This window comes from Mesorhizobium sp. WSM4806, assembly GCF_055811635.1.
Genome location: NZ_JBVVQZ010000024.1, coordinates 57,660 through 83,916 on the forward strand (window position 1 = coordinate 57,660; position 26,257 = coordinate 83,916).

A 26,257-nucleotide genomic window follows, 5' to 3' on the forward strand; every position below is an offset into this window, starting at 1 on the left:
GTCATTCTCCCGGTACTGCGGCGGGGATGACGGGTGCGTCTGTCTCACGGGCTGCCGCGAGCGGCACCATACGGACCGTCATCCAGATGTTGTAGCAGCCGACCAGTGCGCCCAGCAGGAACAGCAGTCCGCCGATGGCGCGGGCAATATAGTATGGATACATTGCCACCAGTGAATCGACGAACGAATAGGCGAGAGAGCCTTCCTCGGTATAGGTTCGCCACATCAGACCCTGGATGATGCCGGAATTCCACATCGCGAAGACGTAGATCAGCGTTCCGGCGATCGCGAGCCAGAAATGGACCTCGACGAGCGCGGCCGAATACATCCGCTCGCGCTTCCAGAGCGCCGGGACGAGCGTGTAGACGGAGCCGAAGGTGATGAGCGCGACCCATCCCAACGCTCCGGCATGGACGTGGCCGACTGTCCAATCAGTGTAGTGCGAGAGAGAGTTCACCGGTCTGATCGCCATGAACGAGCCCTCGAAGGTGGAGAGCCCATAGAAGACTGCCGCGGCCATCATGAATCGCAGGGTCGCATCGTTACGGACCCGGTGCCAGGCGCCGTTGAGGGTCAGCAGCGCGTTACCCGCGGATGCCCACGAAGGCACGAGAAGCATCACGGAAAAGGTCATGCCGAGCGTTTGCACCCAGTGGGGGAGCGCGGTGTAGTGCAGGTGGTGGGAACCCGCCCACATGTAGAAGAAGGTGATGCCCCAGAAGCTCAGGATCGAGAGACGGTAGGAGAAGATCGGTCGCTGCGCCCGGACCGGCAGGTAGTAGTAGAGCATGCCGAGAAAACCTGCGGTGAGGAAGAACGCAACCGCGTTGTGGCCGTACCACCACTGGACCATCGCATCCTGGACGCCCGGCCAGATCGTGTAGCTCTTGGCGTGCCCCCAGGACACCGGCAGCGCGAGGTTGTTGACGATGTGCAGGATGGCCACGACCAGGATAAAGGCCATGAAGTACCAGTTGGCGACGTAGATGTGCGGCTCTTTCCGACGCGCGATCGTGGCGATGTAAAGAATGAAGTAGGTCACCCAGACGATCACCAGCCACAAGTCGGCGTACCACTCGGCTTCCGCGTACTCCTTCGACTGGGTGGTACCGAGCAGATATCCGGAAATGGCCAGAACACAGAACAGGTTGAAGCCGAGAAGCACGAACCAAGGGCTTATCTGGCCGGCTAGCCGCGCGCGAGACGTGCGCTGCACGACGTGGAAGGATGTGGCAATGAGTGCGTTGCCGCCGAACCCGAAGATGACGCCGGACGTATGCGTTGGCCGCAGCCGCCCGAAGCTGGACCAGGCCGCATCGAAGGCGAGGTCTGGCCAGGCGAGCTGCGCGGCCACCCACACGCCCATGAACATGCCGAAGACAGCCCAGGCCATCGACAGCACGATCCCGACCTTGATGGGATCGTCGTAATAGGAGACTGCTCGGTCTTCGGTCGGTTCGGCGCCGTAGAACGACGACATGAGGAGGTAGATTACGACGCCCGCGAAAAGCATGACGATGACGCCGTGCAGCCCGAGAGTGTCCGAGCGTCCGAGGGCGGCCATGGCGAGTCCCGCGAGCGCTACTGCCACCGCGATGAGCAAGGCGTACTGCCGTTCAGAGGATTTGAGGTTCGATATCATGCATTCCCTCCAGGTACGGCATTAGCTCAGGCAACTTCCCCAGAAACTCTGTGCATTTCAAGCAACTCCACCAGTTCGGATCTGTTTGCGGCTATGTCAGCCAGAGTATAGCCATCGAAGACAGCGAGAAACGCCTGCAGCGCCTTGACGACGACGCCCTCGAGCCGGCAGGCAGGGGATATGACGCACAAGCCGCCATCCCTGCGCATACACTCCGTCAGAGCGAAGTCGTCTTCCATGTGCCGCACGACCTCACCCAAGTTGATGTCCTCCGGCCGCCGGGCGAGCGCTATGCCGCCGGTGCGCCCCCGAGCCGTGGTGAGGTAACCCAGTCGCCCGAGCCTGAAAGCCACTTTCAGGAGGTGATTGCGTGATATCCCGTATGCCGCGGCCACGTCGGTTACTCGGCACGGTCTTTCCCGGTGGACCGCCAGGTAGATCAGCATCCTGAGCGCATAGTCCGTCTGAAAGGTGAGACGCATCCCGCGGATTCCTGGTTCTCATCGCAGAAAGAACCCACCCTAGCAGGCTGTCAGCTAGACGAAAATGCGACGTCAGCGCGAGCATGCCCGCCCACGCTACGAAAGCCGTCGTCTCGGCGGGAAAAGCCTGCCCTTCCGCGTTTATCATCCCGCCGCCCCCGCGGTCGGGCGATCAAGCCGGAAAAACATGGCGACCTTCAGGCTCCGCGCGATCCTTTCGGCGCGGTCGACGAACACTTCGGCTACCTCAGGCGGGCATCGCTCTTCGACGGTTTTGCGGAAATGACCGAGCCATATGTCGAAATCCTCCTCGCGCACCTGCTTCAGCTTAAGGTGCGCAGGCACGGGGCGGCCGCTGTACGCGCCATTCTTCAGAATGACCGAACACCAGAAGTCGGTCATCTTCTCCAGATGCGGTTCCCAGTCGCCGTGGATTTCCGCAGCGAAGATGGGTCCGAGGCGAGTATCCGACCTGACGCGGACGTAGAAATCGCGGACAAGCGCGGCAATGAACCCGCGGTCGACCAACGGGTGGGACAGCGGCATTTCCGCCTGCGGGCGGGCGCGATCGTAAACAGCAGAATTCATCGCAGCACACAAAGTGGTATCGTGCCTGCTACTTTTAGGTGCCTGACTTCCGCACGGCAAGCGCGCAATTCGTCCCAGCCCGCTCGTTCCGCCATTTGTTTGCGCCTGCGCAAAGTTCCGGGCGAGGCGGACGGTTTAGATGGCCTTCTTTGGAGACGACTATCGTGAACCAACCTGAAACCATCGATCCCGATATGATGGTCGAGGAGATCATGCGGCGATGGCCGGCAACCATAAGGGTGATGATCCGCAACAGAATGCTCTGCATCGGCTGTCCGATCGGAATCTTCCATACGGTCGCCGACGCATGCCACGCCCATCGGGTCGACCTGGAATCCTTCTCCCAGGAACTTCTCGAGGCGATAAGCAGCGATCCGCTTGCGAACGCGCCGTCGGCCTTCCTCGGTGATGGCGTCGCGGCGCTCTGAACCGCATGCGCCGCATGCGGCACGCTCCACCCGGAGAGGCAGTTGGCAAAATAGCGGATCCGTCACCGAGATCATTGGAATTCCAAACGTTTGGCTGATGTCGATTACCGCTCGCGGCTGAATGCGACTTGATCCAGATCAAATTTTGCGCGACGCGACCCGGAATTGGCCAACATTCACCTCGCCCTTTTCGAAGAAGTCGGCTTCCGACGAGAATCGACGGTAGGAACTTATCGGAACCCCCGATTGCTCCCATTCTACAAAGCTCGTATTGAACGCGCCCGTTTATGCCAGCGACGTGACGGCGGCGCTATGCAGCCGGCCCCTTGCGCCTGTTCTCAGACACCAGCATGAGCGCATGCGGGTCAGTCACGGTGACCTTCTGGCGCCCGCTCCTTACAATACCCTGGTCTTCCCAGGCGCTGAGCAGCCTGCTGACCGTATGCAGCGTCGTTCCGGTCATCTCCGCGATGTCCTGACGCGTGATTGGAAAGTCGATCTCGATCCCTTCTGGCGTCTTTCGTCCGGACTGGCTGACGATACGCAGCAACGCGTGGGCGATGCGCTGCTCGACCTGCTGGGTCGACATCTCCATGACCTGCGCCTGGGTTTCCTGGAGGCGGGAACCGATCGTGCGGTAGGCACTGGCCCCGAACGTCGGGAAACGCGATTGCAGTTCTGCCCACGCGGAATTGGGCCAGGCGAGGACGACGCAATCAACCGCCGCGACCGCGGACGCCGGATAGGTCGTCCTGCCCATTGCGATGGCGATGCCGAAGAGTTCACCCTCGGTGATATATCGAGCGATCACTTGATGCCCTTCGGGCGAGGTGCGGACGACGCGGATATGACCCGACAGGAGCAGGAAGAAGGACGTGGCCTCCTCCTCTTGTCCGAAAACCTCCAAATCCTTGGGAAAGCGGGAGGACCGCGCCCGAGAGAGAATAGCATCGAGGTCTTTGCCGTCGAGGCCGGCAAACGCGGGCAATCCCGAAATCAGGGACCTGTCGAGAGGCATTGTCTTCGCTTCCAGTCTGGGGCGCTGTTCCTGTGGGGCGCTGCTCCTGTGGGGCGCCGCTCCTGTTCGATTTCTAGCGGCTATTTGCGCCAGCGCAAACTGCCTGTTGGCGACACGCACTAATAAAGCCTTCAACGGCATTGGAGCCGCATACCAGGAAAGGACCAGGAAAATGAAGAAGCTCATCGCAGCGCTGGCGCTAGGCGCGGCCGTCGCGATCGCAGGCGCGGCTGGCGCGGCCGAAATCGAGGTCACGATGCTGAACAAGGGCGAGAAGGGTGCGATGGTGTTCCAACCCGACTTCGTCGGCGCCGCCCCCGGCGATACCATTCGCTTCGTGCCGACCGACAAGGGCCACAACGTGGAAACGATCAAAGGCATGCTCCCGGAAGGCGCCGAGGCCTTCAATAGCAAGTTCAACGAGGTCTTCACGGTAACGCTCGATAAGGAAGGCGTCTACGGCGTCAAGTGTGCGCCGCACTACGGAATGGGCATGGTCGCCCTGATCGAGGTGGGCCAGCCGGTCAACCTCGACGCAGCGAAGGCCGTCAAGCAGACCGGCAAGGCCAAAGCCGTGTTCGCCGAACTCTTCGGCCAGGCCGTGGCGGCCAGGTAGCGCGGGCCAACAGACGCGAAATGGCGCGGACGGCGGGGGCCGCGTCAAGGAGGCGGAAGTGATGGACCGAGCGGACAGGCAGGCTTGGCGCCAAGGCGCGCCGAACCACGATCCCGCGATCAGGAAGGAAACGTCGCGGCGATATGGCCGCTGCCACCCGGGCCACAGCTTCGCCAACCTCGTCCGTCGGTCTTCCTTTTCCAAGGAGGACCGGCGGCTCTTGGAAAACTGACTGGGAGCCGGAGGCCGCGCCAAGCCTCGTTGCTGATCCCTTGCGAAGGTGACCATCCGCGAAGCTTCACATCCAGGACGTTGGGCCACCTTCCCAGCGCAGGTTACAAGCGCCACCACCGCCGCACGTGATCCAGAGAGAACCGTTCACGCGGGGGCCGTGACGGACTGCTATTGAGTTGAACGCTTCCCGTTTTGGTTTCGTGGCAGCTGCCGCGCCGGATGACGCTGCTTGTCTTGATCTGACAGTGCGTCTGGCGCCAAATGCACTGGCGGCCGTCAGGAAAGCGTTCGCCCTGCTGGTCGAGTAGCTGCTTGGACGCTCGACGTCGACGCGCATCCGCCGCTTTGCCTCATTTCTCATGGGCCTCCCGCCCGGACATCCGCTCGACATGGATTCGAAAGAAGACGTGCGAAGCATGGTCGACGAGCGGTGCAACGACGGGCTTCAGCGCGCCGGGTTCCCACCAGTTGGCGTGCTGGCTAAGCAGAGACCAGGCCCGGTCGCTCTCGTTTGATGTCAATGCGGTCGGGCAACTCCTCGAAGCGGCCTTCGGCGACGACGCTCTTCCAAGAACGGGCCTCACCTTTTTCTTCGACCAGAAGCGCCACTTGAGGGTTGCCCCGCATGGTGTCCAGCTTTCGGCCCGGCATAGTGAAGGAATAGGTGCATCTATCGTCGTAGGCGTAGTAGATTGGCACAAGGTAGGGCTGGTTACCGGACGAGCAGGCGAGCCGCGCGAGCCGGTTCTCAGAAATCAGGGCGGTGCATTGGGCGAGGGATAGTTGTCGAATTATCATGGCGGAACTCCTCATCGAAGTCTCACAATGCGCGCGTCGCACACAATCGTCGTTGTCTCAGATCAATGTCCCTCGTTGACAACTCCCGACCAAACGTCGCTTCGAAGTGTCAATCAGCGTGGCTGCCCGGTAGTGTCTCAGATCGAATTTCTGTTATGGCTGGGAAGCAAATCGCCCGCGACGTCACCAACTCCGAAAGTCTAAGGGGCGCAACGGGCTGATGGCCCTCTCGCCATCGGTCCTCTTGTCTTGAAGGAGGAGCGCCAGGATGAGCACCGACCGGGATACCGTGCGGGCCTATGATACGGTCGCGGCGGAGTACGCTGCCGAGGCCGCGGCGATGCCAGAATGGGTCGCGACAGAGATCGATGCGTTCGTGACCGAGCTGGGTGGCTCTGGCAGGGTGCTGGAGATCGGAAGCGGTGGCGGGCGAGATGCACTTGAGCTTGAGAAGCGGGGGATCAGCGTCCGGCGCACCGACATTTCGAAGGGCTTCGTCGAACTGCTTCGCGAGAGTGGCTTCGAGGCCGACCTGTTGGACCCGCTGACCGAAGACCTGGCCGACCCGCAGCGTCCCGGCACGCCGTATGACGGGATCTGGGCCTGTGCCTGCCTGATTCACGTCGCGCGCGAGGATTTCGGCACGCTGCTTGCACGGCTTGCCGAGGCGACCCGGCCCGGTGGCCAACTGCACGCCTCGGTTAGAGAGGGCGATGGCGAGAATGTGTCCACACACGGCAGCGCTGCAGCGCCTCGGCGCTACGTCGAGACGTACTGGCGCGAGTCTGCCCTGCGGTCCGCACTCACAGACGCCGGCTGGATCGTCAGCGAGGTACGTCGGTGCATCGGAAAGCCCAATGATCGGTGGCTGAGCGTTCGGGCGAGGCGCACGTGACACCCACAGAGTTCTAGCCCCGGATGGAGCGGTGTACCGCCACCCGATCATCTGGAAGGCGCGCCGTCGTCCAAGCTCCACATCATTCCGTGCGGGGACCGCGCAGTCCTTTCCAGGCGATCGAATACAGAAGCCGCCGGTAGTTCCTCTCCCTCAAATTCGGGGGGAACTTTCCAGCCGGGATCGACGCCTTCCATGTTCGGCAGCTCGTGGGCTATGCCTTTGTGGCAGTCGATGCAGGTAGCCTCGCCAGACAGGAGGTAGCGTGTGTGGATCGTTGCCGCGCGTTCGGTTTGCTTGGACAAGTCCGTCGCCACCGAGGAATGACAGTTGCGGCATTCGAGACTGTCGTTCGCTTTCAGTCGGGCCCATTCGTGCTCAGCCAGTTCACGCCTGTATTCGAGGAACTTCCTGCGGGTGTTGATGGTGCCGAAGATCTTGCCCCAGACCTCTTTGGAAGCCTGCATTTTCCTGGCGATCTTGTCGGTCCATTCGTGCGGGACGTGACAGTCCGGGCACGAGGCCCTCACTCCTGAACGGTTCGAGAAGTGGACGGTGCGCGTGAGCTCCTCGTAAACGTTCGTCTCCATCTCATGGCAGGAGATGCAAAACTGCTCGGTGTTGGTCAGTTCCAGGGCGGTGTTGAACGCACCCCAGAACATCACACCGCCGACAAAGCCGCCGAGCGTCAGGAAGCCCAGGCTGAGCGTCGCGGCGGGCGTCGCCAATATGCGCCAGGCCCATAAGGCGGCGGCCTTGAGCCGTGACCACATGCTACTCATCTCCCGCGTGGCCGACGCCCAGCTTGCTCATGTCGGTGAACGTGTTGCCGACGAGCGGTGCGGTGTTGGCCTGCGGCACATGACAGGCGGTGCAGAAATAGCGTCGGGGTGAGACGTCGGCCAACATCTGGCCCTCGCGGGTGATGTAATGCGTGACGCTGATCATCGGTGCGCCCGACCCTTGCGTGAACTCGCGCTTGTGGCACGACAGGCAGCGGTTCGTGTTGACCGAAAGCTGGTAGCCCTCGATCGAGTGCGGGATGACGGGCGGCTGGTCGGGATAAGCGCGCATCTTTCTGATATCGTCGACTGTCCACTTGGGCGCCGGATCAGCCGGAAGTTCGTCCATGGGCTGCGCTGCCCCGGTAAGCGGCGGGACGATCTCGGCCGACATTTGCGCCAACGCCGCAGTGCCGACGGCGAGCAGGCCTGCGGCGACAAGTGCGACGCGCGCGCGGCGCGTCAGACGGGCATGACCTTGACCGCGCATTTCTTGAAATCCGTCTGTTTGGAGATGGGATCAGTGGCGTCGAGCGTCACCTTGTTGATGAGCTTGCTGGCGTCGAACCAGGGCACGAACACCACGCCGCGCGGCATGCGGTTACGCCCCCGGGTTTCGACCCTGAGCCTGATCTCGCCACGCCGTGAAACGACCCGGACCTCGGCTCCCTGGTTGATGCCGCGCCGTCGCGCGTCGTCGGCGTTCATGAAGCAGACCGCGCCGGGAAACGCCCTGTAGAGCTCCGGCACCCGCATCGTCATCGATCCCGAATGCCAATGCTCGAGGACGCGTCCAGTTACCAGCCAGACGTCGTATTCCTCGTCAGGGGATTCCGCCGGAGGCTCGTAAGGCACAGCGAGGATCACTGCCTTGCCGTCTGGTCTGCCATAGAATTTTACGCCTTCGCCCGGCTTCACATAGGGGTCGAGGCCTTCGCGATAGCGCCACTTCGTCTCCTTGCCGTCGACGACGGGCCAGCGCAGGCCACGCACCTCGTGATAGACGTCGTAAGGCGCGAGATCGTGGCCATGACCGCGGCCGAATTCGGCATACTCCTCGAACAAGCCCTTCTGCAGGTAGAAGCCGAATTCGCGCGATTCCCTGTTTTCATACTCGGCGTCGAGTTCTCCTAATGGGAAGCGGTCGACCATGCCGTTCCTGAACAGCACGTCGAACAGCGTCTTGCCCTTATAGTCAGGATTGGCATTCAGGAGGTCGGCCGGCCAGACGTCTTCGGTGGTAAAACGTTTCGAGAATTCGACCAACTGCCAAAGATCGGAGCGCGCCTCGCCGGGCGCATCCACGAGTTGGTGCCAGACATGAGTGCGGCGCTCGGCATTGCCGTATGCTCCTTCCTTTTCCACCCACATCGCCGCCGGCAGGATCACGTCCGCCGAGAGCGCGGTAACGGTCGGATAGGCATCGGACACGACAATGAAGTTGTCAGGGTTGCGGTAGCCCGGATAGGTCTCGTTCGAATTGTTCGGTGCGGCCTGAACGTTGTTGTTGACCTGGACCCAGTAGAAGTTGAGCTTGCCGTCCTTCAGCATGCGGTCTTGCTGGACGGCATGGAAGCCGGGCTTCTCCGGCAGGAGGCCGTGCGGCAGACGCCATATCTCCTCGGCGTGCTTTCGGTGCTCGGGGTTGGTCACAACCATGTCGGCGGGGAGGCGGTGGGCGAAGGTGCCGACCTCGCGCGCGGTGCCGCAGGCCGACGGTTGGCCGGTGAGCGAAAACGGGCTGTTGCCAGGCTCCGAGATTTTGCCAGTCAACAGGTGGATATTGTAGACCATCTGGTTGGCCCACACGCCGCGGACGTGCTGGTTGAAGCCCATGGTCCACAGCGACATCACCTTCACGTCGGGGTTGGCATAGAGCTCCGCCAGTTCCTCGAGGAACTCGGGCTCGACGCCAGACAGTTCCGAGACCATCTCGAGCGTGTAGTCCGAGATCATCGTCTTGAACGCGTCGAAGTCGATTGGCTCCGTTTTTCCGGGATCCGCCGCACCCTTGGCAGCCATCTCTACGGGATTGTCCGGCCGCAGCCCGTAGCCGATGTCGGTGGCCCCGCTCATGAACACAGTGTGGTCGCGCACGAACGTTTCGTTGACCCGCCCGGACAGGATGATGTGGTTGGCGATGTAATTCAGGATCGCCAGATCCGTGCCCGGCTTGAACACAATCGGGATGTCAGCAAGGTCCATCGACCGGTGCGTGAAGGTCGACAAAACCGCGCAGCGCACATGGGGATGGCCGAGCCGGCGGTCCGCCACCCGTGTCCACAGGATTGGGTGCATCTCGGCCATGTTCGAGCCCCACAGCACGAAGGCGTCGGCGTGCTCGAAATCGTCGTAGCAGCCCATCGGCTCGTCCATGCCGAATGTGCGCATGAAGGCGACGGCGGCCGAGGCCATGCAATGTCGGGCGTTGGGATCGAGATTGTTCGAACGGAAGCCGGCGCGCATCAGCTTGGTTGCGGCGTAACCCTCGAAGACGGTCCATTGGCCGGAGCCGAACATGCCGACCGCTTCGGGACCTTTCTCCCGGAGCACGGCCTTGCACTTCTGCGCCATCAGGTCGAGGGCCTCGTCCCAGGAGACGGGCTCGAACTCGCCGTCCTTGTCGTAGGCGCCGCCGCGCCTGCGCATCAGCGGCCTTGTCAGGCGATCCTCGCCATACATGATCTTGGAAAGAAAATAGCCCTTGACGCAGTTCAGGCCGCGGTTGACCTCGGCCTGCATGTCACCGTGTGTCGCGACAACACGTCCGTCTTTCACGCCGACCATCACGCCGCACCCGGTGCCGCAGAAGCGGCAGGGAGCCTTGGACCACTTGATCTCCAGTGCTTCGACGCCACCGGGAACGGGCTGCGCCGCGGCCGGGAGAACGATCCCGGCCGACGCTGCCGCGAGCGACGCCGCGTGCGCCTTCAGCAGATCACGACGGTTGATGGATGACGTCATTTGCTTTCGTCCTCCCGTCCCTCGATATGCTCGAAGACCATGTTGGCGGCGATCACGCCGTCCATCATCGAGATAGTGGTCAGGGTCTCGCCGAGCATGCCGCTGCCTGGACCCTCGATCGTGACGACGATCCGGCTGCCTTCGCCAGCGTGAATCTCCACGCCAGGCATTTCCGCCAGTCGCCTGCTCAATTCTTCCCTTCGCGCCGGCAGCACGACGACGACGGCGCTCGAAATATGATGCCGAGCCTGAAATCCACCCTTGAGAAGGGATCTGCGGGTGATAGCAGGATTTTCGCGCATTGCTTCACCCTCCCGGAGGGCCGGGCGGCCCGAACACGATCTGATACATCCAGACCAGGAAGCCGTAGCCACCGACGACGCCGACAGCGACGATGGGCCAGATGCCGAAAGCAAGTGCGAGAAAGGCCAGCAACTCTCGTCGCATCGTCTTCGAACGCGAAGGTCCAGGGTCGGAAAGGGCCTGCGGGCTGTCCTGGGTCATGACCACTCCATGTGCCTTGGACTTGGCCAGATACTGTGAAGCGTCAGACCGCTGAACAGGCTATCGTCTTAAGTGGCTTTTTCAATACCTTTTTTCTGAGGCTCCAACGTCTCGAACTATGCCGGCCGAAGGCTCGGAGTATCCGCCCATCTCAAGCGCTGGCCCTGCGCCCCCACAGGACAGGCGCATAGCGAATGGCGAACAGCAGGAAGGCGGCACTCCACAGCGCACCGCCGCAGATCAGTAAGTGCGCGTGCCAGTCTCCTGCCAACGGCGCCGCGACCCGCAGGACAGCTCCCAATGTAACCGCTATGTAGGCTGCGAGAACGGTCCGGTCCGCGACGATCTCCCGTCCAGTGTGGCCGAGGCTGGCGCGGGTCATGACGGCGAGCGTCATCGTGCCGATCGCGCCGGCTGTCAGCGCGTGCAGAGCGGCGCTTTCCGGTAGCCCTGAAAACAGCACGGAGCCACCGAGCAGCAATAGTGCGAAGCCGAGCCAGGCGTAGCCGATATGGAGGATCAGCACGATTGGCTCGCGCGTGGTGTGCTGGCCTTGCCAACGCGCCAGACGCGCGGCCAGAAGCACACCGGAGAGACCGAGCATGCCTCCTGCGGCAGTTGAATCCGGAACGGCCACCCAGGCGGCCGCGCCAGCGGCGGTCGTCGCCAGCGCCGCCTTGTCCAAGGCGCCGAAGCTTGCCGGAAGGCGCGTCCCGCCATTCTTGACAAGCCAGTTCCGGGTGAAACTTGGAACGATGCGGCCACCGACAAGGGCAAGCAGCATAGCGATCGCGCCCAGTGCCAGCCGCACGCCCAAGCCATGCGGAACGAACCCGAAATTGGCCGCGTGGTCCAGTGCGTTGGCCAGCCCGAACAGCGTGATCATGACAGCCACGGGCGCGTTCTTCCAGTTGCGCCCCGCCACCACCTCGCGCCAGACCGCGAAGCCAAGCATGACCGGGAACGAAATATCAACGACGACGGCAGCGACCGGGCCGGGGGCGGCGGCACAAGCTATGCGCCCGGCCAGCCACAGTGTCACCAGGCCCGCGAGGGGCCAGCCGCTCAGCGGTAACCGGCCCGTCCAGTTCGGGATTGCGGTGAGCACGAAGCCGGCCAGGACGGCCTGCAGATAGCCGAACAGCATTTCGTGGGCGTGCCAGTGCAGGCCGGGGAAGGGGCCGGGCAAAGCATGGCCGGAAAAATAGATCCAAAGCCAGGCCGGGATCGCCGCGCCGGCGTGGAGCGCGGCGAGGAAGAAGAACGGCCTGAATCCATACTGGAGGATCGGCGGCATGGAGGACACCCGCCCCCGGCCGTCACGGGAAACGTAGCCGGACTTGCGCAGCGAGCGCAGCACGGACCTGTCGGTTAGCGTGGTAGCGGCGGACATCAGCTGTTTCCTCCGCCTGCCGCCTGTCTTGCGGCCTCCATCCCGAACGCCGCGAATTCAGAGACGTCTTGAAACAGATCCGCGATCTCGTGGAACGCGGAGCGATCAGGCTCGTCGGGCATGAGTTCGTCCAGTTCCCCGAGAAGCGCGAGGACGAGCACGATGGCGTCTCGCATCCTTCTGGCGTCCGCGAGCCCGCCAGCGCGCTGGACCAGATCGCCTTCCAAGCCGACATAATCTGGCATGCCGTTCGCGGCCTTGGCGCATTGACGTTCGAGCGCTGCGCCGGCTACTCCCTGACGAATGCGTTCGACCAGCGACGGCCGCGTCAGGGATTCGATCGGGAGCGTCGGTCGTCGCGCAGTATCGGTACCCATTGGTGTAGTCTCCTTGGGGCGACGGCGTTTCTTCATTCCTCAATCGCCTTCCTGACCGCACTCTCTCCAAGCGCCGCGATCTCGGAGATCTCGCGGAATATCTCTGCGATGTCGCTCGCGACGGCCTGCTTGGGCTCGCGAGGCGCCAACTCGAATATCTCATCGAGGAGCGCCAATGCGACGTCGATCGCGTCGCGCATCCGCTTCGCTTCAGCGAAGTTTTTGGCGGGACTCGACGCATGATCCACCGTTCCCGTTCGATCGGACGCGGTGTCGTCGACTTCAACGGCAATACCTTCACGCCCCACCTCGGCGAGGCGGCGCAGCAACTCCGCGGCAAAGGATTTTCGCCCCTGTTGGCAAGTTCCAGCAACCGCGACGAGGCTGCCGCAAGCATTCTCGACGCGTCTGATTTCTGTGTCACGATTGGGAACTTTCGCTGGAGAAGAGCGCGCTGATCCAGCATGCAGGCCCGCAAAAGGGCTCATCGCGAACAAGTCGAAATCCCAGTTTCTCCGGCGGCGTGCCGACGGCGCATCCGCCACTCCTGCCGTCGCGAACGAAATTGGACATGTAGGCCCGGTGCCGTCCCTCGAGCACGTGCACGCCGCAGTTCTCGACGACGGTCTCGGGCTGGCCGCTCTTGGCATCGAGCGTGACGCGGCTGTAGCAGCTCGAAGTCCATTCCCAGACGTTGCCGCCGAAATCCTCGATGCCGAGAGTGTTGGGCCCGTAGTGGCCGCCGGGCTTCGGCTCGGGATCCGCGGGGCGCCTGGCCGCGGCTTCCTCCTTGTATCGCCGTATCCAGCGCACCGCGGGATTTTGGCGATCGTCCGCCGTTGCGGAGAAGGATTCGCCACCAAAGCGTTCGCCGGCCGCCGCAGCCGCCTCGAGCGCGGTCGGGAGCCGCCAGGATTCGCCAGTGGCCTCGGAATACCAGCGAGCATATGTGTCGGCATCCGTCCAGTTGACCCCGGTGACCGGAACGTCTGCCTGAGAAGCGCGCGCGTCGGCCGCCATGCAGGCGCCTGCGGCAACGCAGCGATCGTACTCGGCGAGGCTGACCTGCCGCGTCATCATCCGGAAGCCGGCGACCATGATAGGCTTGGCGGGAGCCGCTGCAGGAACACCGCCTGACAGGAATTCGCCCGGTGCCGGAAAGTCCACGATCCTTTCCCCGATCTCGACGGTTGCCGCGACCGGAACTGACCGTTCGTGTTCCAGCGGCGCATGCAATCCGACGGCGAGCGCCGGCACGACCAGCGCGGCGACGGTGCCGAAAGCTGCTTCCAGCATGGTGACGGGCATCGAAATACTCCATGGGAACGTGGCCCGGATCCCCCTTGGTCCGGGCCGCCAGCCTGATCGGTCAGTGAGTCGGGATCGGTCCGGGAGCCTCGACCTGCTTCATCAGGTCGTCGCTCCATTCGCCCTCAACGACGAAGTGGGCCGTCGCTCCGAGTTCGACCGCTTCGATCAGGTTGTGGTTGACGTAGGCGTAGACGCCCGGCTGGAGGAAGGTGTAGAGCGCGGCTCCCGCCGATCCGCCGCGGATGAACCAGGTCTCCAGGTCCTTGGCGGGCGGGTTGGCGAATTTGCCCTCTTCCCAGACGTAGTCGCCATGGCCGCCGATCAGGTGGGGCCGGGTGTCGCGGTTGGACTGCGAGTGGACGATCAGGACCGTCTCGCCGGCCTTTGTCTTCATGGCGTTGTCGCCCGTCAGGGCGCCCTTGGCGCCGTTGAAAACGACATGGGACGGGACGAGACGTTTCATCACCTCCAGCGTGTCGGCGTAGCTGTCGCCGTGGCTCTCGTAGGACTTGAAGTTGCCGTCCTCGTCGCGCGGCACGTAGAAGTCGTTCTCGCCGATGTAGAAGACCTTGTCGTAGGTGAGCGGCTCGCCCTTCTCGTTCTTCAGGCCGTTGCGGGGCAGGATCATGATCGTCCCGCTCATGCCGGACACGACGTGCCACGGGATCATCGGGCCTTCGGGCGCGCAGTGGTAGACGAAGGTTCCGGTTCGGGTTGCCTTGAAACGCAGCTTCACCTGTTCCCCGGGATTGATGAGCGTGAGGGCTCCGCCGCCGAGCGCGCCGGTGGCGGCGTGGAAGTCGATGTTGTGGGGCATCGAGTTGCTGCCGGGGTTGACCAGGTTCAACTCGACGTAATCGCCTTCATGGACGACCATCATCGGGCCGGGGATCGAGCCGTTGAAGGTCATGCCCTGCAGCACGGTGCCTTCGTCATCGATAGTGACGGGCTTTTCCTCGATGGTCATCGTGAACTCGACCACCTTCGGACCGCTCTTGGCCACCTGTTCGTGCGCATGCACGAAGGGCGGTGCGACGAGTGTGACCTGCTCGCGCGGCAGCGCGGCGATCTCGGTCTCGTTCGCGAAAGCGGTCATTGAAGGCATCGCGGCCAGCATGGCGGCGGCCGCTGCTCCCATCAGTGCCCGGCGACGCGTGAACATCTCGGTTCTCCTTGTGATCCATCGTTGTCGATGAGCGACTTCTACGCCCGCCATGACAGAGGAGTTTGTCCTGGAACAAACTCCCGATGGATTTTCGGGGGAGCGACCTGAAGGCGTATCTGCGGAGTTTGCTGCAGCGCAAATAGCTGACGGCCAACGCGGCTATGCAGTGGCTCCATAAGCGTGCGGAACAACCCGTCGCGCAACTCGAGTGTCATTCGACCTGGAGAGGTCATTCGACCTGGAGAAGAAAGGAGACAGTCAGATGTACAGGCCTCTTATAGTTGCGGCGGTCGCTGCGATCGTGGCCGGACCGGCCCATGCGCATGTTTCGTTCGAAAACGCCCAGGCTGCCGTCGGCACGACCTACAAGGCGGTTCTAAGGATTCCGCACGGTTGCGACGGCAAGGCCACGGACGAGGTCCGGGTCCGGATCCCGGAAGGCGTTATCGCGGTCAAGCCGATGCCCAAGGCCGGATGGACGATCGAAAAGACGGTGACGGGGTACAAGGCAGAGTACGATCTGCACGGCAAGAAGGTGGCCGAAGGCGTTACCGAGCTATCCTGGAGCGGCGGAAGCGTGGCGGACGACGAGTACGATGATGAGTTCGTCTTCAGGGCGACTCTCGACGCAAGCCTCCCGGCGGGCGAAACGATCTATTTCCCGGTGATCCAGGTCTGCGGCACGGACAGGGCAGAATGGACCCAGGCTCCGGCCGAGGGCCAGACAGCTCATGACCTGGAGCGACCGGCGCCCGGGCTGGAATTGCTTCACGGCGAACACGCGGGGCACTGAAACGCCTGAACGCGGGAAATCTGGGGCCGAGTGGCTCAGGAGTCCGGAACATCACCGGAGGGCACGCAGGGCGTTGAGGATCACCGCTACGTCTATGCCCTCCTGCACGAGTGCGCCAGCCACAGGCGGGAGATAGCCGAGCGCAGCCACAGCCATCCCGACGACGGAGAGGCCGAGGCCGGCGACCACGCTTTGCGTTGCGATTTGGCGGGTCCGATGCGCGACCTCTACCGCGGACGCCAGGCTGTCGATGCGGTCGACGAGAATGACGACTCCGGCGCTTTCCGACGAGGCGGCGGAGCCGCGCGCGCCCAACGCCACGCCCACGTCGGCGCTCGCCAACGCGGGAGCGTCATTCACGCCGTCTCCAGCCATGAGCACGGGAGCGCGCATGCGTTCCCTGGTCACGACTTCGACCTTCTGCGCCGGATCCAGTTCGCCATCCGCCTTGGCTATCCCGAGCCGGGCAGCCACGGCGTCGACCACATCCTGGCGATCGCCGGAGGCGATCACGACGCGGTCGATCCCAGCCTTCTCCAGCGCCCGGAGCATGGCGGGCGCCTCCGGCCTGATCGCGTCAGCCATGGCGATGATCCCGGCCAGGACGCCGTCTACGCCGACGGCCACCACGGCGCTTCCCCAGGGAAGACCTTCCCGCAACCCATGGGGATCGCCCTGCGTGATCGCGTCCCTGACGAAGCGGCTGCCGCCGATAACCAGCCTGCGTCTTTCGACAATCCCTTTGATTCCGGTTCCGGCGATCTCGCTGACGTCCGTCGGCGCAGAGAGCGGGAGCCCCTTCCGGCGTGCGTCCGCCACCAGCGCCGCTGCCGTGACGTGGCCGGACGCCTGGTCGAGCGAGGCGGCGAGCCGCAGGACCTCGTCAGGTAACCAGGTCCCGACGGTGCGTACGTCGACCACCTCGGCTTGGCCGAACGTCAGGGTTCCGGTTTTGTCGAGGATAACCGTCTTGACCTTCGCAAGGGTCTCGAGAGCCCCGCCGTCCTTGACGAGAACGCCGAGCTTGGCGGCGCGCGACATGCCGGAGATGATGGCGACGGGCAGGGCGAGGATGAGCGGGCACGGCGTTGCGACCACCAACACAGCCAGCACTCTGACAGGGTCGCCGGAGATGGCCCAGGCAGTTCCTGCCGCCAAGACCGTCAGCAGCAGGAACCAGACCGCGTAGCGATCCGCCGCACGCACGCTGGGAGGCTTGCCTTCCTGTGCCTTGGTTACAAGCCGGACGATGTTGGCGTAGGTGCTTTCGGCCGCGGGTCTGTCCGCAAGGAGATCGAAGGCATCGCCAGCATTGGTTGCTCCGCTCAGGACTTCGTCACCCAGCAACTTCGTGCGTGGCAGGCTCTCTCCGGTCAAGGCGGACTCGTCCAGGACGGCAGAAGGTGACGCAAGGCTGCCGTCGACGGGGATCACTTCGCCGCGGCGAACGAGGAGCCGGTCGCCTGGAACGATAGCCTGGATGAGGACTTCGTCGAGCCCGTCATTGCCGTACCGCATGGCGCTGTGGGCCACGCGACCGAGTAGGGCGGTCATCTCCCTGCGTGCGCGGCCGGCCGCATAGCCTTCGAGAAACTGGCCACCCGCGTACATCAGCGCGACGACGTTGCCCGCTAGCATCTCGCCGAACGCGAGCGCGGCCGACATCGATAGCGCGGCGACCAGGTCAAGCCCGACTTCGCCGCGCGACAGACTGCGGACGATCTCGACGGCGAGGGCCGCCAGCACCAACGCGGTCGCGAGGGCCCACGGCCAGGGATGCCAGCCTGCGCCGGACGCCCATCCAGTAATGCCGACCATGAGTCCGCTGAGCGCCACGCCGAGGAGCACTCCTCTCAACGAGAGAATCGGCCACCGCGCATCAGGCAAGGTAAGCATCCATCATCAGCAGGGCGGTCAATGCGAAAGCAGCACTGGCATCCTCAGGTCCGCCAAGACGCCTTCGGTCGCGCCGCCGAGAACGAAATCCCTGAGCCGTGAGTGACCGTAGCCTCCCATCACCAGCAGATCCGAACCTAGGCCGGCAGAGTGGCGCTGCAGGGTTTCTGCAATCGGGCAGTCCTCCGCGCGCACTGCCGAGAAGGTGGCTTTCAGCCCGGCTTCGCGCAGACTTCCCGCGAGCCGCTCCCCCGCATCTGCCTCGTCGATTGACTTTTCGTCTGTGACGGTGACAACCTTGATCTCCACGGCGCGCTCCAGAACAAACCTGGCGTCTGACACGGCGCGGGCTGCGACGCGCGTGCCATCCCATGCGATCGACACCCGGCTAAAACTGGCGGGCGGCGCCTGATCGGGCAGAAGGATCGTCGGGCGGCCGGAGCTGAAGACAACGGCCTCCGCCAAAGCGCGGATACCGGGGTTGTCGGAGTTCCACCCGACAAGCGCCATGTCGAAATAGCGGGCATGGCGAGCGGCCGCCTCGCCAAGCAGCGCGACCTGCGTCCTCTCCACGGAAGTCGTCAGATTCAGGCTTCTGGCTTCCGCCTCAACCCTGGCCGCGGCCAGCAGTTCCGCGCCGTTGCTCGCGCTGAGTTTCTCGGCGTTGCGGATCATTTCCGGCAGATTCATGAGCATGCGGGAGAACGCGTTCGAAACCTCTGGAATGTCAGCTTCTAGCACCAGCGCGTGGAGGTCCGCGCCAAGCAGATCCGTCACCGCCACAGCATTGGCTACGACTGCCGTCGTGTGGGGTTCCGGATAGGTGAGTAGGGGCACTAGAGCGCGAAGCTTCATTCGATGTAGTCCTTCAGGACAGGAATTTCCTCCATCCCGCTCAGCGTACGACGAGCACTGGAACGGGGCTATGGGCCAGCACTTCCGAGGTCTGGCTGCCCAGCAGCAGGCGCCCGAGGCCGCGCCGGCCGTGCGAGGCCATGACGATCAGGCTGCATTCTTGGGCCTTCGCCGCGTCGACGATAGCTTCCGCTGGCCTCGCGTCGGGCACGTGCAGCACGTCCGCGCTGACGCCGATCCTGGCGGCCGATTCCCGCACCGTCGCCAGGAGTTTCTCCGCAGCCTTCTTCTGCCCCTCTTCATACCCCGAGATATCCCCGGGAAGCGGGACCCAGCCGCCGCCGGCCGCGCTCGCATGGAAGGGGAAAGGCTCGGTGACCGTGATGACGGTCACCTTCGCGTCGAGGCTCTTGGCAAGCGAAAGCCCATGGTCGACGCCCCTCTGCGCGACGTCGGAGCCGTCCGTCGAAATCAGGATGTGCTTGTACATTGCCTTCTTGTCCTCTGTTGCCTGTTCCGCCCAAGGAACGCTCGCGCTTGGCGCGTCCAGTCCACAGACACGCCGGGACGAGGCCTTGGCCTGAACTCTACCTTTGGGCCTTCTTTTCAGCTTGATCGAGATCAAAGCGGCCCAATCTGCGCAGAAGCGTAGGTGTCGCATATCGGCGCGTATAGCAGACCCGAATAACAATACTCGTGTTCAACGCTGGCCGTGAGCCCCTCAAAATCGGGTTCTCCGGATCGATGGGAAGATCAACGCGTTCATACGATCGTTTCGCGACGGGCGTTGCGACTACCGCCTCCACCACGGCACGCCGGACGAGTGCGGGATGGCAGGCTGCGGCGATATCGGTGATGCGCTCGAGTAGAACCGGAGGTGCTCAAGCGGTTGAGCTTGGCCGCCTGCCAGAGGACAGCCGCTTTCGACGAGCCGTTTTATCGCGTTGCTGCCTTGGCAGGCGAGGGTTCAAGAATTACGCTTCTCGCTATCGAGGCGTCTGACGCCGGCCGGGCTTCGTGCTTTTGTCGATTTCGTGAAGCAACGGCGCAGACATGAACCAGCTTGAGGGCGCGAGGGCGCGCCAGATAGACGTCCGCTGATACTCGAAATCAGATCCCCATGTGGCACACCGTGGACCGCGTCAGGAACCGTCTCTCGCGGCCGTTATCGAGTGAGAACATGCCACCGCGTTCGGGCACAGCATCGATGACGAGGTTGGTGTGCTTCCACGCGTCGTATTGCGCCGCGCCGATGTAAAACGGCGCGCCGCCGATCTCGCCGAGCAATACGTCGCTGTCCCCCAGAGCGAAATCACCCTGGGGGTAGCACATTGGCGAGGAACCGTCGCAGCAGCCGCCCGACTGGTGGAACAGCACCGGCCCATGCTCGGCGATGATCTCCGCCAGGAACTCCAGCGCCGCCGGCGTGGCGCTCACCTTGTCGTGCATTCCATCCTCCCTCCGGAAAGCGAAGCGCGGGAACGTCCCGCGCCCCGTGAGGCAGTCCTCAGAAGAAGCCGAGCTTCTTGGGGCTGTAGCTGACCAGCATGTTCTTGGTCTGCTGGTAGTGGTCGAGCATCATCTTGTGGGTCTCGCGGCCGATGCCGGACTGCTTGTAGCCGCCAAACGCCGCGTGCGCCGGGTAGGCGTGGTAGCAGTTGGTCCAGACGCGGCCCGCCTGGATCGCCCGGCCGAAGCGGTAGAGCCGGTTGGCGTCGCGGCTCCAGATGCCGGCGCCGAGGCCGTAGAGCGTGTCGTTGGCGATCGACAAGGCCTCGTCGTCGTCCTTGAAGGTTGTCACCGAAACCACCGGCCCGAAGATCTCCTCCTGGAAGATGCGCATCTTGTTGTGACCCTTGAACACCGTCGGCTTGACGTAATAGCCGCCGGCGAGATCGCCCGGCAGCTCGTTGCGCGCGCCGCCAGTGAGCACTTCGGCGCCTTCCTGCTTGCCTATGTCGATGTAGGACAGGATCTTCTCGAGCTGCTCGGACGAGGCCTGCGCGCCGATCATCGTCGCCGGATCCAGCGGGTCGCCCTGGACGATCGCCTCGACGCGCTTCAGCGCCCGCTCCATGAAGCGGTCGTAGATCTTTTCATGGATCAGCGCCCGACTCGGGCAGGTACAAACCTCGCCCTGGTTGAGTGCGAACATGACGAAACCCTCGATCGCCTTGTCGAAGAAATCGTCGTCCTCGGCGGTGACGTCCTGGAAGAAGATGTTGGGCGACTTGCCGCCGAGTTCGAGCGTTACCGGGATAAGGTTCTGGCTGGCGTACTGCATGATCAGCCGGCCAGTGGTCGTCTCGCCGGTGAAGGCGATCTTTGCGATCCGGTTGGAGGAGGCGAGGGGCTTGCCTGCCTCGAGGCCGAAGCCGTTGACGATGTTGAGCACGCCCGGCGGCAGCAGGTCGCCGATGAGGTCCGCCCAGAGCATGATCGCCGCCGGGGTCTGCTCTGCGGGTTTCAGAACCACGCAGTTGCCGGCCGCGATCGCGGGGGCCAGTTTCCATACCGCCATGAGCAGCGGGAAGTTCCACGGGATGATCTGGCCGACGACGCCCAACGGTTCGTGGAAGTGATAGGCAACGGTGTCGTGGTCGATCTCGGAGAGGCTGCCCTCCTGGGCGCGGATCGCGCCGGCGAAGTAGCGGAAGTGATCGATGGCCAGCGGCAGATCGGCGGCGGTCGTCTCACGGATCGGCTTGCCGTTGTCCCAGGTCTCGGCGCGCGCGAGGAGATCGAGGTTCTCCTCCATGCGATCAGCAATGCGATTGAGAATCAAAGCGCGTTCGGCCGGGCTGGTGCGGCCCCATGCGTCCCTGGCAGCATGGGCCGCGTCGAGCGCGGCCTCGATATCCTTGGAGTCGGAACGGGCGACTTCGCAGAGAAGCTGACCGTTTACCGGCGAGAAGTTCTCGAAATACTTGCCGGACAGCGGCTCGGTCCATTTGCCGCCAATGAAATTGCCGTAACGCCTGTCGAAGGGCGCCTTGACGGAGCGTGAGAATTCAACCTTGTTCATATCAACCTCCCGAAACAACGCCGCGGGATGCGGCGCTTCGGCGGAAAGACTTGCCGCATCTGCCCGCTCGCTGTCACGATGGTGAGAACAGTGGACCCGCAGGACGTGTCGCAAAACTGCGACAGTCATGCCGGGATTCGAAAAGATCAGTGCGATCTATGGAGATCGAGGCGGTTGAGCTTCCGGTGGAGCGTCGCACGGCTGATCCCAAGTGCTGCGGCCGCGGCCGAGACATTTCCATCTGTCCGTGCCAGCACCCGTTGCAGAGCCCCGCGCTCCGCCTCGGCGAGGGCTTCGGTGACCTTCCTCGCCCCGCCAAGCAGATCGGCCGCGGGGAGCGGCTTCCGAAGGCTCTTTTGCGTGATCCCCAGCGCCAATCGCGCTAAGCGGGTCGCGCCGACCACAAGGTCGTCCGCATCGACCGCGATCAGTCCGCCCGAACCTTTGTCGGTTATTGGCGCGAGCAGAATGCGCGCCTTCGGGAATGCCATCTTGAAGTTCTCCGCCTCAATGCGTCGCGCGGCGTCGACTACGGCCACCGAAATAAGATTGGCGAAGGCTTCGGTTAGATCTGCCCGGCAGGAAGACACGTCGAGGGCGGCAACGAGGTCTCCCTCGTGATCGTAGATGGGCGCGGTGATGCAGCTCAGCGCTGTGTTGCGCGTGTGAAAATGCTGGTCGCGATGGATCGTCAGCACGCGCTGCTCGACAAGACAGGTGCCGATGCCGTTGGTGCCCTCGCTCTCCTCGTTCCAAACCGAGCCTGTCCACAACCCCCAGTTGTGAAACGTCTCGTCATCCGCAGGTGCACCGCGTCGTTCGATCGGCACGCCCTCTTGGTCGGCGAGAAGCACGCAGCATCCAACACCTCCCACCGCCAGGTAGAGTCTGTCGAGGCTTGATTGGGCAGCTCGGATCAGCGGTTCGATCCGTTGCCTGGCGTCGATAAATTCGGCCTGGGTCAGGTATCGCGGCGGTTTGGGATCGGTTGGATCGAGCTTATGCAAATTGGATGAGCGTCGCCATGAAGCGACCAGCGCCGACTTCGCCGCGGCATCTGAAATGATTGCGGCCTGTATCCGATCGGCATGATGACCGGCTAGAGCCTCGCCCATGCTATCCTCCCAAATCCCGACTCTTTCCTTTCAGTTCCTGGATCAGGCCTTTCAGTTCCTGGATCAGGTACGTGTTACGTCGGGGTTGCGTTGGCAGCGCTATCTCCGCTTCGATCGAACCCTCTGTCAATTGCCCAGAAGAACCAGGCGCCTCCCTTGCGCCAGCGTTATCCGGCAACGGCCGGAGCTCTCTTGACATGGATCAAACGTGCGGACGCGTTTCTGGATCGGCTGCGTCTGCGGCAATATGCGAACCTTGTGTACGCGACGCTGGCATTCGGCGCCGGAGTGTCCGATATTCCCGACAGCGCCATGGACACGAACCGCAAGGACATACACAACTCCGATATTCCTGTGCTTTGCCGGAGCTGCGAGGCTCGGCACAAGGGAATGTGCGGCGTGCTCGATTCTGCCGAGCTTGTTGCGCTTTCGCGCCACACTCGCCTGGCCCGGCATTCTGCCGGAGAGGAACTCGCCGCTGACGGCATGCCCGTCGAGTCCTATGCGAATGTAATGCGGGGCGTAGTCAAGCTGACCAAGGTGCTGGAAGACGGCCGCCAGCAGATCGTCGGACTGCAGTTCGCCCCGGATTTCCTCGGGCGACTTTTCACGCCTGACAGTGCTGTAACTGCCGAAGCTGCGTCCGACGTCGATCTCTGCCGCGTGTCGAAGAGCGGTCTGGAACGGTTGATCGCGGCGAATCCCAAACTGGAGCGTCGGTTAATGGAGCAGACTCTCAGGGAACTCGATGAAGCCCGCGAATGGATGGTCACACTGGGGAGAAAGACAGCTGCCGAGAAGGTCGCCAGCTTCCTTTATCTCATCGCCACGCACCTCGATCCCTCAGCGGACAGCGAACAGAAGGGCCGCAAGTTTATTCTGCCTCTCACGCGCGGTGACGTCGCCGATTTCCTCGGGCTGACGATCGAGACCGTCTCGCGTCAATTGTCCAGGCTCCGCGCGGAGAAAGTCATTGCAATCAGCGCAGTGACCCAGGTCGATGTGCCCGATCTCGAGCGGCTCAGGAAACGTTGTGGCTGAACGGAAGGACCAGCGCCAGAAGCGGAAAGAGGATTTCCTTTTCGAACGCCACGTGGACGTTCTCGCCTCATGATGAAAAACCAAGGCCTGTTCGGCTCATGAGTTTCGATGACCTCGACCTGAATTTGCTGCGCGTGTTCGACGTGATGATGCGCGAAAGAAGCGTCACGCGTACGGCATGCGAATTGGGAAGAACGCAATCTGCGATCAGCCATTCCTTATCCAGGCTGCGGCACCTTTTCGGTGACAGGCTGTTCACGCGCGATGGAGGCGTTATGAGGCCAACGCCGCGGGCGGTCGAGCTTCTGCCAGACATTTCGGCCGGATTGGCAACGATTCGAGCCTCGATTGATCGCCATCAAACTTTCGATCCCGCAACCACTCGGCGGAACTTTCGTGTCGGGCTCACCGACTACCATGCGATGATAATCATACCACGTCTTCTGCGGGAGTTTTCCAGGCAGGCGCCCGGTGCCACGTTGAATATTATTCCAGCGAACGGGCTCGATATCCCGTCCTCGGTTCATCTTCGACAGATCGACTGTGCATTGACTGGAGCAGTGATCAAGGATGACCCAAGCCTTTTGAAGATCGAACTGGGCCAGGATCGTCTCTTCTGCGCAGTTTGGAGCGGCAGCCAAATCGCAAGTTCGGCGATGTCATTGGAGACATACCTGTCAGCGTCTCACTTGCAGGTTTCCGCCGATGGTGTTTCCAGCGGACTTGCGGATGCCGCGCTCAAGGAGCTTGGTTTGCGGCGGAACGTGGTCGCGACGATATCGAATTATCTGGCACTTCCGTGGGTCTTGCGAGGCACCGAACTTGTTGCTCATTGTGGTGACGGAATCCTCCAAATCCTTGATAAAGCGAGTGAAGTGACTCTCCTTTCGCCGCCGCTGCCGATCCCGAATGTGAGCGCGTGGTTGCTCCTTCATCCGCAAATGGCCACGGACCCAGGGACGATCTGGCTCAAAGAAGTTCTCTCAAACATCTACTCTGAGTCACAGATTAAAAAGAGAGAAATTGTTTCTGAGAGAGAACAGAAGAAATAAACAGGAGACACACGGCTGAAACCATTACGAGTGCAGCCACTGTATGAGTAGACCTCATAGTCATCATGACGAGAATGAATTTGACCAATAATGAGGCCTGCGCAACCTTGGTGCTCCACAAAAAAATAAGGGAACCAAGATGCAAGCAATTCTCAAGGGTCTGGTCGGAGCAGCGGTAGGGCTCGTTGTATCCAACGCGTCCGCCGCGACGATCGAAAACGTCAAGAAGAACGGAGTTCTGACCTGCGGAACCAACTCAGCGACGGCCGGATTTAGCCTTCCAGACAATGAGGGCAAATGGACCGGGTTCGTGGTCGACTATTGTCGCGCTGTTGCAGCAGCGGTTCTGGGCGATGCGCAGAAGGTAAGGTTCATTCCGCTTACGCCGAAGGACCGGTTCACCGCGCTTCAGTCGGGCGAGATCGATATACTCGCACATAACGCAACCTGGACGTCATCCCGCGACACGTCTCTCGGAATACTTTTTGCGGGCACGTATTTCTACGATGGCCAGGGCTTCATGGTCCGCAAATCGGAGAACATCGGTTCGGCCAAAGATCTGGATGGCGCGTCCATCTGCGTCACTCAGGGCACGACGACCGAGTTGAATCTCGCCGATTACTTCCGCTCGCATTCGATGACATACTCGACCGTCGGGTTTGCCGACGAAGAAGCCGTGGTAAAGGCCTACGACGAAGGTCGCTGCGACGTCCTCTCGGCCGACACGTCCACCTTGAATGCGTCGCGCCAGCGCATGGCGAAGGCCGACGACAGCGTCGTGCTTCCCGAACTTATCTCCAAGGAGCCACTTGGGCCTGCCGTGCGGCAGGGCGATGATCATTGGCTCAACGTGGCCAAATGGGCGCTCCTTGTCATGGTCGCTGCCGAAGAATTGGGAGTAACCTCGCAGAATGTCGATGAAATGAAGTCATCGGACAACCCGAACATTCGCCGGCTGCTTGGAGCGGAGGGCAGCCTCGGAGAGGATCTCGGGCTTGGCGATACCTGGTCCGTGGACGTTATCAAGCAGGTCGGCAACTATGGCGAAGTGTTCGATCGCAATATCGGCAAGGCCTCGCCGCTCAAGATGGAGCGCGGCCTGAACGCTCTTTGGAATCAGGGCGGTCTCCAGTACGCCCCGCCGATCCGCTAGGCCGGGTCGGTCACAAGCCGCCGGCGATTGCGCCGGCGTCTTAAAGCGCGTCGGGGTTGAATGGAGTCATGCGACACGCTTTAAGTTCTTGTTTATGCATGTCGTTATCGCAAAACCGCTGCGCACTTTT

28 protein-coding genes are annotated in these 26,257 nt (G+C 62.6%); 7 read left to right on the plus strand and 21 right to left on the minus strand.

Annotated elements, in window-relative coordinates; genetic code table 11:
• Nucleotide 1: 1 nt before the first annotated feature.
• The 3 genes from ccoN to AC0L2M_RS29710 form a co-directional block, all read right to left on the minus strand.
• Nucleotides 2-1,642, minus strand: coding sequence for a cytochrome-c oxidase, cbb3-type subunit I (gene ccoN, locus AC0L2M_RS29700; protein WP_473536629.1), 1,641 nt, complete (start codon nt 1,640-1,642; stop codon nt 2-4).
• 26 nt (nt 1,643-1,668) lie between these two features.
• Nucleotides 1,669-2,124 carry an Rrf2 family transcriptional regulator gene (locus tag AC0L2M_RS29705; RefSeq protein WP_128168226.1) on the minus strand — a complete coding sequence of 152 codons (456 nt, stop codon included), beginning with the start codon at nt 2,122-2,124 and terminating at the stop codon, nt 1,669-1,671.
• 144 nt (nt 2,125-2,268) lie between these two features.
• Entirely contained in the window at nt 2,269-2,712 is a 444-nt protein-coding gene (locus AC0L2M_RS29710; RefSeq protein ID WP_128168227.1) for a group III truncated hemoglobin, read from the minus strand.
• 164 nt (nt 2,713-2,876) lie between these two features.
• Here AC0L2M_RS29710 and AC0L2M_RS29715 point away from each other — a divergent pair, with 164 nt between their 5' ends.
• Nucleotides 2,877-3,140, plus strand: coding sequence for a DUF1858 domain-containing protein (locus tag AC0L2M_RS29715; RefSeq protein ID WP_473536630.1), 264 nt, complete (start codon nt 2,877-2,879; stop codon nt 3,138-3,140).
• A 310-nt stretch (nt 3,141-3,450) separates the two neighbouring features.
• Here the strand turns inward: AC0L2M_RS29715 and AC0L2M_RS29720 are convergent, their stop codons facing one another.
• Entirely contained in the window at nt 3,451-4,158 is a 708-nt protein-coding gene (locus AC0L2M_RS29720) for a Crp/Fnr family transcriptional regulator (protein WP_128168229.1), read from the minus strand.
• A gap of 172 nt (nt 4,159-4,330) precedes the next feature.
• Between AC0L2M_RS29720 and AC0L2M_RS29725 the strand changes: the two genes are divergently transcribed.
• Nucleotides 4,331-4,774 carry a pseudoazurin gene (locus AC0L2M_RS29725; RefSeq protein WP_473536631.1) on the plus strand — a complete coding sequence of 148 codons (444 nt, stop codon included), beginning with the start codon at nt 4,331-4,333 and terminating at the stop codon, nt 4,772-4,774.
• 714 nt (nt 4,775-5,488) lie between these two features.
• On the opposite strand, the gene AC0L2M_RS29730 is transcribed toward AC0L2M_RS29725, so the two are convergent.
• The gene (locus AC0L2M_RS29730; RefSeq protein WP_473536632.1) at nt 5,489-5,806 is read right to left on the minus strand and encodes a pyridoxamine 5'-phosphate oxidase family protein; all 318 of its coding nucleotides are present in this window, start codon (nt 5,804-5,806) and stop codon (nt 5,489-5,491) included.
• 268 nt (nt 5,807-6,074) lie between these two features.
• Between AC0L2M_RS29730 and AC0L2M_RS29735 the strand changes: the two genes are divergently transcribed.
• Nucleotides 6,075-6,701: a class I SAM-dependent methyltransferase gene (locus tag AC0L2M_RS29735; protein WP_128168230.1), complete on the plus strand. Its 627-nt coding sequence runs from the start codon at nt 6,075-6,077 to the stop codon at nt 6,699-6,701.
• A gap of 47 nt (nt 6,702-6,748) precedes the next feature.
• Here AC0L2M_RS29735 and AC0L2M_RS29740 read toward each other — a convergent pair whose 3' ends face one another.
• The 10 genes from AC0L2M_RS29740 to nirK form a co-directional block, all read right to left on the minus strand.
• Nucleotides 6,749-7,474 (minus strand): NapC/NirT family cytochrome c, encoded by a 726-nt coding sequence (locus tag AC0L2M_RS29740; protein WP_473536633.1) that lies wholly within the window; start codon nt 7,472-7,474, stop codon nt 6,749-6,751.
• Between the two features lies 1 nt (nt 7,475).
• Entirely contained in the window at nt 7,476-7,973 is a 498-nt protein-coding gene (locus AC0L2M_RS29745; RefSeq protein ID WP_287239543.1) for a nitrate reductase cytochrome c-type subunit, read from the minus strand.
• A complete protein-coding gene (gene napA / locus AC0L2M_RS29750) occupies nt 7,946-10,447 on the minus strand; it encodes a periplasmic nitrate reductase subunit alpha (RefSeq protein ID WP_287228104.1) in 2,502 nt (833 codons plus the stop codon). Before napA ends, AC0L2M_RS29745 begins: the two co-directional genes overlap by 28 nt.
• On the minus strand, nt 10,444-10,749 hold the full coding sequence (locus tag AC0L2M_RS29755) for a chaperone NapD (protein WP_287239542.1): 306 nt from the start codon (nt 10,747-10,749) through the stop codon (nt 10,444-10,446). Before AC0L2M_RS29755 ends, napA begins: the two co-directional genes overlap by 4 nt.
• Nucleotides 10,750-10,753: 4 nt before the next feature.
• Complete coding sequence (napE, locus tag AC0L2M_RS29760; protein WP_287260351.1) at nt 10,754-10,951, minus strand: periplasmic nitrate reductase, NapE protein; 198 nt, start codon at nt 10,949-10,951, stop codon at nt 10,754-10,756.
• Nucleotides 10,952-11,102: 151 nt separating this feature from the next.
• Nucleotides 11,103-12,344: an NnrS family protein gene (locus AC0L2M_RS29765; RefSeq protein ID WP_287239541.1), complete on the minus strand. Its 1,242-nt coding sequence runs from the start codon at nt 12,342-12,344 to the stop codon at nt 11,103-11,105.
• On the minus strand, nt 12,344-12,757 hold the full coding sequence (locus tag AC0L2M_RS29770; RefSeq protein ID WP_287239540.1) for a hypothetical protein: 414 nt from the start codon (nt 12,755-12,757) through the stop codon (nt 12,344-12,346). Before AC0L2M_RS29770 ends, AC0L2M_RS29765 begins: the two co-directional genes overlap by 1 nt.
• Nucleotides 12,754-13,218: a hypothetical protein gene (locus tag AC0L2M_RS29775; RefSeq protein WP_473536662.1), complete on the minus strand. Its 465-nt coding sequence runs from the start codon at nt 13,216-13,218 to the stop codon at nt 12,754-12,756. Before AC0L2M_RS29775 ends, AC0L2M_RS29770 begins: the two co-directional genes overlap by 4 nt.
• Complete coding sequence (locus AC0L2M_RS29780; protein ID WP_287260352.1) at nt 13,142-14,029, minus strand: SUMF1/EgtB/PvdO family nonheme iron enzyme; 888 nt, start codon at nt 14,027-14,029, stop codon at nt 13,142-13,144. Before AC0L2M_RS29780 ends, AC0L2M_RS29775 begins: the two co-directional genes overlap by 77 nt.
• A gap of 61 nt (nt 14,030-14,090) precedes the next feature.
• The gene (nirK, locus tag AC0L2M_RS29785) at nt 14,091-15,194 is read right to left on the minus strand and encodes a copper-containing nitrite reductase (protein ID WP_473536634.1); all 1,104 of its coding nucleotides are present in this window, start codon (nt 15,192-15,194) and stop codon (nt 14,091-14,093) included.
• 265 nt (nt 15,195-15,459) lie between these two features.
• On the opposite strand from nirK, the gene AC0L2M_RS29790 reads away from it, so the two are divergent.
• Nucleotides 15,460-15,990 (plus strand): YcnI family protein, encoded by a 531-nt coding sequence (locus tag AC0L2M_RS29790; protein WP_287260355.1) that lies wholly within the window; start codon nt 15,460-15,462, stop codon nt 15,988-15,990.
• Nucleotides 15,991-16,041: 51 nt separating this feature from the next.
• Here AC0L2M_RS29790 and AC0L2M_RS29795 read toward each other — a convergent pair whose 3' ends face one another.
• The 6 genes from AC0L2M_RS29795 to AC0L2M_RS29820 form a co-directional block, all read right to left on the minus strand.
• Nucleotides 16,042-17,886 (minus strand): heavy metal translocating P-type ATPase, encoded by a 1,845-nt coding sequence (locus tag AC0L2M_RS29795; RefSeq protein WP_473536636.1) that lies wholly within the window; start codon nt 17,884-17,886, stop codon nt 16,042-16,044.
• 18 nt (nt 17,887-17,904) lie between these two features.
• Nucleotides 17,905-18,741, minus strand: a complete 837-nt coding sequence (locus AC0L2M_RS29800; RefSeq protein WP_128244981.1) for a universal stress protein — start codon at nt 18,739-18,741, stop codon at nt 17,905-17,907.
• Between the two features lie 40 nt (nt 18,742-18,781).
• Nucleotides 18,782-19,231 (minus strand): universal stress protein, encoded by a 450-nt coding sequence (locus AC0L2M_RS29805; RefSeq protein WP_287228095.1) that lies wholly within the window; start codon nt 19,229-19,231, stop codon nt 18,782-18,784.
• A gap of 620 nt (nt 19,232-19,851) precedes the next feature.
• A complete protein-coding gene (locus tag AC0L2M_RS29810; protein ID WP_473536637.1) occupies nt 19,852-20,190 on the minus strand; it encodes a DUF779 domain-containing protein in 339 nt (112 codons plus the stop codon).
• 58 nt (nt 20,191-20,248) lie between these two features.
• Complete coding sequence (gene adh, locus AC0L2M_RS29815; RefSeq protein ID WP_287260359.1) at nt 20,249-21,766, minus strand: aldehyde dehydrogenase; 1,518 nt, start codon at nt 21,764-21,766, stop codon at nt 20,249-20,251.
• A 146-nt stretch (nt 21,767-21,912) separates the two neighbouring features.
• Nucleotides 21,913-22,881, minus strand: a complete 969-nt coding sequence (locus AC0L2M_RS29820) for a GAF domain-containing protein (RefSeq protein ID WP_287260361.1) — start codon at nt 22,879-22,881, stop codon at nt 21,913-21,915.
• Nucleotides 22,882-23,073: 192 nt separating this feature from the next.
• On the opposite strand from AC0L2M_RS29820, the gene AC0L2M_RS29825 reads away from it, so the two are divergent.
• From AC0L2M_RS29825 to AC0L2M_RS29835, 3 genes are all read left to right on the plus strand, one after another.
• Nucleotides 23,074-23,922, plus strand: coding sequence for a Crp/Fnr family transcriptional regulator (locus AC0L2M_RS29825; RefSeq protein WP_473536639.1), 849 nt, complete (start codon nt 23,074-23,076; stop codon nt 23,920-23,922).
• 98 nt (nt 23,923-24,020) lie between these two features.
• On the plus strand, nt 24,021-24,974 hold the full coding sequence (locus AC0L2M_RS29830) for a LysR family transcriptional regulator (protein ID WP_128172476.1): 954 nt from the start codon (nt 24,021-24,023) through the stop codon (nt 24,972-24,974).
• Nucleotides 24,975-25,113: 139 nt separating this feature from the next.
• Nucleotides 25,114-26,127, plus strand: a complete 1,014-nt coding sequence (locus AC0L2M_RS29835) for an amino acid ABC transporter substrate-binding protein (protein ID WP_473524923.1) — start codon at nt 25,114-25,116, stop codon at nt 26,125-26,127.
• The last annotated feature ends 130 nt before the right edge of the window (nt 26,128-26,257 follow it).

Coding starts and splice junctions, on each gene's coding strand:
- adh (WP_287260359.1), bottom strand. CDS start 21,766: ATGAACAAGGTTGAATTCTCACGCTCCGTCAAGGCGCCCTTCGACAGG.
- AC0L2M_RS29740 (WP_473536633.1), bottom strand. CDS start 7,474: ATGTGGTCACGGCTCAAGGCCGCCGCCTTATGGGCCTGGCGCATATTG.
- AC0L2M_RS29765 (WP_287239541.1), bottom strand. CDS start 12,344: ATGTCCGCCGCTACCACGCTAACCGACAGGTCCGTGCTGCGCTCGCTG.
- nirK (WP_473536634.1), bottom strand. CDS start 15,194: ATGTTCACGCGTCGCCGGGCACTGATGGGAGCAGCGGCCGCCGCCATG.
- AC0L2M_RS29755 (WP_287239542.1), bottom strand. CDS start 10,749: ATGCGCGAAAATCCTGCTATCACCCGCAGATCCCTTCTCAAGGGTGGA.
- AC0L2M_RS29770 (WP_287239540.1), bottom strand. CDS start 12,757: ATGAAGAAACGCCGTCGCCCCAAGGAGACTACACCAATGGGTACCGAT.
- napE (WP_287260351.1), bottom strand. CDS start 10,951: ATGACCCAGGACAGCCCGCAGGCCCTTTCCGACCCTGGACCTTCGCGT.
- napA (WP_287228104.1), bottom strand. CDS start 10,447: ATGACGTCATCCATCAACCGTCGTGATCTGCTGAAGGCGCACGCGGCG.
- AC0L2M_RS29790 (WP_287260355.1), top strand. CDS start 15,460: ATGTACAGGCCTCTTATAGTTGCGGCGGTCGCTGCGATCGTGGCCGGA.
- AC0L2M_RS29705 (WP_128168226.1), bottom strand. CDS start 2,124: ATGCGTCTCACCTTTCAGACGGACTATGCGCTCAGGATGCTGATCTAC.
- AC0L2M_RS29780 (WP_287260352.1), bottom strand. CDS start 14,029: ATGCCCGTCACCATGCTGGAAGCAGCTTTCGGCACCGTCGCCGCGCTG.
- AC0L2M_RS29800 (WP_128244981.1), bottom strand. CDS start 18,741: ATGAAGCTTCGCGCTCTAGTGCCCCTACTCACCTATCCGGAACCCCAC.
- AC0L2M_RS29725 (WP_473536631.1), top strand. CDS start 4,331: ATGAAGAAGCTCATCGCAGCGCTGGCGCTAGGCGCGGCCGTCGCGATC.
- AC0L2M_RS29810 (WP_473536637.1), bottom strand. CDS start 20,190: ATGCACGACAAGGTGAGCGCCACGCCGGCGGCGCTGGAGTTCCTGGCG.
- AC0L2M_RS29830 (WP_128172476.1), top strand. CDS start 24,021: ATGAGTTTCGATGACCTCGACCTGAATTTGCTGCGCGTGTTCGACGTG.
- AC0L2M_RS29735 (WP_128168230.1), top strand. CDS start 6,075: ATGAGCACCGACCGGGATACCGTGCGGGCCTATGATACGGTCGCGGCG.
- AC0L2M_RS29730 (WP_473536632.1), bottom strand. CDS start 5,806: ATGATAATTCGACAACTATCCCTCGCCCAATGCACCGCCCTGATTTCT.
- AC0L2M_RS29710 (WP_128168227.1), bottom strand. CDS start 2,712: ATGAATTCTGCTGTTTACGATCGCGCCCGCCCGCAGGCGGAAATGCCG.
- AC0L2M_RS29795 (WP_473536636.1), bottom strand. CDS start 17,886: ATGCTTACCTTGCCTGATGCGCGGTGGCCGATTCTCTCGTTGAGAGGA.
- ccoN (WP_473536629.1), bottom strand. CDS start 1,642: ATGATATCGAACCTCAAATCCTCTGAACGGCAGTACGCCTTGCTCATC.
- AC0L2M_RS29720 (WP_128168229.1), bottom strand. CDS start 4,158: ATGCCTCTCGACAGGTCCCTGATTTCGGGATTGCCCGCGTTTGCCGGC.
- AC0L2M_RS29835 (WP_473524923.1), top strand. CDS start 25,114: ATGCAAGCAATTCTCAAGGGTCTGGTCGGAGCAGCGGTAGGGCTCGTT.
- AC0L2M_RS29745 (WP_287239543.1), bottom strand. CDS start 7,973: ATGCGCGGTCAAGGTCATGCCCGTCTGACGCGCCGCGCGCGCGTCGCA.
- AC0L2M_RS29820 (WP_287260361.1), bottom strand. CDS start 22,881: ATGGGCGAGGCTCTAGCCGGTCATCATGCCGATCGGATACAGGCCGCA.
- AC0L2M_RS29805 (WP_287228095.1), bottom strand. CDS start 19,231: ATGTACAAGCACATCCTGATTTCGACGGACGGCTCCGACGTCGCGCAG.